Consider the following 4900-nt stretch of genomic DNA (forward strand, 5'->3'; position numbering starts at 1 on the left):
TGGCGCGCTGCCGGCCGCTGCTGCACCAGCGCGGTGCGGCGAACTCGCCGGGCCGGCCCGGGGTCTATGCTGCTCGAACCTGTCAGGAGGACGCGTCTTGCCCATTTTCCGTGTTATCGCGCTGGCGCTCGCCGGCCTGCTCGCCTGCAATGCCCTGGCGCGCGACTATCGCTACAGCGATGCCCATCTGCATTACGTGGATTTCTTCCAGGAAAGCGCCGGGATGGACGAGCTGCTGGAACAGATGGCCGCCAGCGGCATCGACCATGTGATGCTGTCCGGCATCCCGGTGGCGAAGAAATGGGACGAGGACGAGCCCAAGCGGCCGCGCTACTACGCCGGCGACGACGCCAATGCCTACTGGTACAGCGCCACCGACGTGTTCGTCGCCGCCGCCTACAAGCGCCTGCCGGCCGAGCAGCGCCAGCGCTTCCACCCTTTCCTGTCCGGCTTCAATCCCAACGACAAGAACGCCGACGCCCATATCCGCCGCATGCTCGAGCTGGACCCCGGGCTGTGGCAGGGCATCGGCGAGATCTTCACCCGCCACGACGACCTCACCGCGCTGATCCACGGCAGCGCCCCGCGGGCCAACAACGAGGCGCTGACGCGGGTCTTCCACCTGGCCGCCGAGTACGACCTGCCGGTGATGCTGCACTCCAACATCACCTCCAAGCGCGAGCGCAACCCGCTCTACCTGCAGGAGATCGAAGACCCGCTGCGCAACCACCCGCACGTGCGCTTCATCTGGGCGCATGCCGGCACCAGCATGGAAATTCACCGGCATCAGGACAAGCTGGATTTTCTCCTGCCTACCCTCGAGCGCATGCTCGGCGAGTACCCCAATCTGTATATCGACCTGTCCTGGACCATGCTGCGCCCCTACTTGCTGGACGAGAACGGCAAGGCGGATGCGGCCTGGGTGCACCTGGTCAGCAGCTATCCGCAGCGTTTCATGCTCGGCTCCGACGTGGTCGGCCGCTTCGGCAGCCTGGGCGAGTACATGAGGGGGTTCGTCCCCTTCCTCGATGCCTTGCCGCCGGACGTGGCGCAGCAGGTGGCGCGCGACAACTTCCTCGCCGTGCTGCCGCGCAAGGTGCAGGCCGAACTGAACCGCTAGCGCGCCCGTCATCAGGCTGTCATCTGGGCGTCATAAGCTCGCGCCGATCTCAACAAGGAGCGCGACATGCACCCAATTCAAGTGGCCGCCTTGGCCGGTCTGTTCGCTTGCGCCGCCGCCGTTCAGGCCGAGGTGCGGGTGGAGGGGCCGGTGGAATACGGCATCTTCACCAGCCAGTATCAGGACTTCGAGGCCGGCGAGCGGGTGCTGACCCGCAGCAACCAGGACATCCAGCGCACCGAGCAGGTGCCCGCCAAGCTCGGCACCAAGTTCGGCCTGCGCTACCGCCTGGCGGGCAAGCGCGAGGGCGACGAGCCGCTGACCCTGCTGTATTTCACCCCCGGCGTGGTCACCCCAGACGGCCAGCGCCACGACAAGTTCGAGGTGCGGCAGCAACTGGTGGCCGGTGCGCCGCAGGACGTGATGGCCTTCGAGTTCAGCGAACATCACGAGGTGGTGCCCGGCGAATGGCACTTCATGGTGTTCCAGGGCGACCGCAAGCTGGCCGAACAGCGCTTTCAGGTACGTTGATCCGCCGCCCGGCCTATGCTGTGAGAGGAGCGGCGCAGGGCAGGGCGATGGCGGACGGGCAGCGGGTACTGGTGGTGGACGACGACGGCGAGGTGCGGCAGCTGCTGCAGGACTACCTCGGCGGTCACGGCTATGCGGTGCACGGCTGCGCCGACAGCGCTGCGCTGCGCCAGGCGCTGCAGGACGGCCTGCCGGACCTGGTCCTGCTCGACGTCGGCCTGCCCGGCGAGGACGGCCTGAGCCTGGCGCGCTTTCTGCGCGAACGCCACGACCTGCCGGTGATCATGATTTCCGGCGCCGGCAGCCCGGTCGACCGCATCATCGGCCTGGAAGTGGGCGCCGACGACTACCTGGCCAAGCCCTTCGACCCGCGCGAGCTGCTGGCGCGGGTCAAGAGCGTGCTGCGCCGCTACCGACACGCCGGCGAGGAGGCGCCAACCTCGGACGGCGGCGTGTGCCTCGGCCGCTTCCGCCTCGACCTGCAGCGCCGCCAGCTGCTCGACGAGCAGGGTGGCGAGATCGAGCTGACCGCCATGGAGTTCGACCTGCTGCAGGCCTTCGCCCAGCGCCCCAACCGGCCGCTGTCGCGCGACCAGTTGCTCAACCTGACGCAGAACCGCGACTGGAACCCCTTCGACCGCTCCATCGACATCCGCATCGCCCGCCTGCGGCGCAAGCTCGAGGACGACCCGGAGAAGCCGCAGATCATCCGCACCCTGCGCGGTGTCGGCTATATGCTGGTGACCCGCTGAACCGACGCTGCCCTAGCGGCTGTTCGCGGCTGAGGCCGCTGCGCAATGTTTCAATTGTTTCACTGTGCCTGCCGGCGGCCAGGGACGTCGCGCGCCTTCCTATACTGGCGCCATAGCCCCTGTGCGGAGGTCCGCCATGCACCCGCTCCCGGCCCTGGTGACCAGCGATCTCGACCACCCGCTGCGGCAGATCGTCGACAACAGCAGTGCGGTCATCTACATCAAGGACCTCGACGGCCGCTACCGCCTGGTCAATCCGGCCTTCGAGCGCTTCTTCCAGCTCAGCGCCGCGCAGGTGCTCGGGCGCAGCGACCACGAGCTGTTCCCGGTGCAGGTGGCCGACGCCCTGCGCAGCAACGACCTCAGCGTGGCCAGTCTCGGCCACTCCATCGAATTCGAGGAGCAGCTGCTGCTGCGCGAGCGCAGCTGGGTCTACCTGTCGAGCAAGTTCCCGCTGTTCGACGAGCGCCACCGGGTCATCGCGGTATGCGGCATCTCCACCGACATCAGCGAGCGCAAGCGGGTCGAGGAGGCCCTGCGCCACGTCGCCCTCGGCGTCTCGGCGGCCACCGGCGAGGCGGTGTTCGAGGCCATCGCCCGCTACCTGGCGCGCTCGCTGCAGGCCGATTTCGCCTTCGTCAGCCGCGTCTGCGACCCCGATGCCCGGCGCCTGAGCACCCTGGCGCTGTACTTCGATGGCCAGCTGCTGCCCAACCTGACCTACAGCATCGCCGGCACGCCCTGCGAGGAGGTGTTCGGTCAGGCCTTCCACCTGGTCGAGTGCAACCTGGCGCACTGCTACCCGGGCGACGACAGCCTGAGCCACCTGGGCCTCGACAGCTACGCCGGCTACCCGCTGTTCGCCAGCGACGGCCGGCCGCTGGGGCTGATCGCCGTCGGCCATCGCCACGCGCTGCCCGAGCGCAGCCGGGTCGAGTCGGTGCTGCGGATCTTCTCGGTGCGCGCCGCCGCCGAGCTGCAGCGGCTGGACGCCGAGGCCAGCTACCGGGCGATCTTCGAGGCCTCGGAGGACGCCATCTTCGTCCACGAACTGGACAGCGGCGCGCTGCTCGACATCAACCCGCGCGCCTGTGCCCTGTATGGCTACAGCCACGCGCAGATGCTCAGCCTGCCGCTCGACGCCTTCTGCGCCGGCTATCCGCCCTACACCGGGGTCGAGGCCCTGGGCTGGCTGGCGCGGGCCCGCGATGAGGGCCCGCAGCGCTTCGAGTGGCACCGGCGCAACCGCGACGGCAGCCTGCACTGGGACGAGGTGTGCCTGAAGCGGGCCAATATCGGCGGTGTCGAGCGCATCCTCGCCTTCACCCGCGAGATCAGCCAGCGCAAGGAGGCCGAATGCGCGCTGCGCGCCAGCGAGCAGCAGTACCGCACCATAGTCGCCAGCGCCCTGGACTGCATCATCGGCATGGACGCCGAGGGCCGCGTGACCACCTTCAACCCGGCCGCCGAGCAGTGTTTCGGCTATCGCCGCGAGCAGGCGCTGGGCCGCGAGCTGGCCGAGCTGATCATCCCGCTGCCGCATCGCGCTGCCCACAACCAGGGCTTCCGCCGCTATCTGGCGACCGGCGAGGGCGCCTTCCTGGGGCGTCGGGTCGAGGTCCAGGCGATGCGCGCCGACGGTCAGGAGTTTCCCGCCGAACTGGCCATCACGGTGGTGCAGGGCGCCCAGGGCAGCCAGTTCATCGGCTTTCTGCGCGACATCACCGAGCGCCGCCAGGCCGAGCAGCAGCGCGCCGATCTGGAGCAGCAGCTGCGCCAGGCCCAGCGCATGGAGGCCATCGGCCATTTGACCGGCGGCATCGCCCACGACTTCAACAACCTGCTGACCAGCATGCTCGGCTACACGGTGATGGCCGAGGAGCTGGCCGAGCGTCAGGGCGACGAACGCCTGAGCCACTACCTGACGCGGGTGCAGCACTCGGCGGAGAAGGCCCGCGACCTGATCCAGCAGATGCTCACCTTCAGCCGCGGCGGGCGCGGCCAGGCGCAGGCGGTGGCGCTCGACCAGTTGATCGGCGAGTTCCGCCAGCTGTTGCAGTCGACTCTGCCGAGCAGCATCGAGATCGACCTGCAACTGGCCCAGGCGCTGCCGCTGGCGCGGGTCGATCCGCTGCAGCTGGAGCAGGTGCTGATGAACCTGTGCATCAACGCCCGCGACGCCATGGCCGGCAGTGGCCGCCTGCGCATCGAACTGCAGCGCGGCCTGCAGCCGCATGGCATCTGTGCCTCCTGTCAGCAGGCGTTTGCCGGCGACTACCTGGTGCTGCGGGTCAGCGACTCCGGGCCGGGTATCGCCGAGGCGGTGCAGCTGCACATGTTCGAGCCGTTCTTCAGCACCAAGGCGCCGGGGCAGGGCAGCGGCATGGGCCTGTCGATGGCCCACGGCATCGTTCACGAGTACGGCGGGCATATCCGCGTGCACAGCCGCCCGGGTCAGGGCAGCAGCTTCGAGATCTGTCTGCCGCCGCAGGCAGAG

Annotated in this window: 4 protein-coding genes; all 4 read left to right on the forward strand. The window is 68.8% G+C overall.

The window, feature by feature from the left end; all coding sequences use genetic code 11:
- Window positions 1–79 precede the first annotated feature (79 nt).
- Window positions 80–1120: an amidohydrolase family protein gene (locus N878_RS12660; RefSeq protein ID WP_156350881.1), complete on the forward strand. Its 1041-nt coding sequence runs from the start codon at window positions 80–82 to the stop codon at window positions 1118–1120.
- A gap of 66 nt (window positions 1121–1186) precedes the next feature.
- Window positions 1187–1651: a DUF3859 domain-containing protein gene (locus tag N878_RS12665; protein ID WP_021444020.1), complete on the forward strand. Its 465-nt coding sequence runs from the start codon at window positions 1187–1189 to the stop codon at window positions 1649–1651.
- Window positions 1652–1698: 47 nt separating this feature from the next.
- The gene (locus N878_RS12670; RefSeq protein WP_021444021.1) at window positions 1699–2403 is read left to right on the forward strand and encodes a response regulator; all 705 of its coding nucleotides are present in this window, start codon (window positions 1699–1701) and stop codon (window positions 2401–2403) included.
- 136 nt (window positions 2404–2539) lie between these two features.
- Window positions 2540–4900, forward strand: a 2361-nt coding sequence (locus N878_RS12675; protein WP_021444022.1) for a PAS domain S-box protein, incomplete at its 3' end; no start/stop codon positions are given.

This window comes from Pseudomonas sp. EGD-AK9, assembly GCF_000465935.2.
GTDB lineage: Bacteria > Pseudomonadota > Gammaproteobacteria > Pseudomonadales > Pseudomonadaceae > Aquipseudomonas.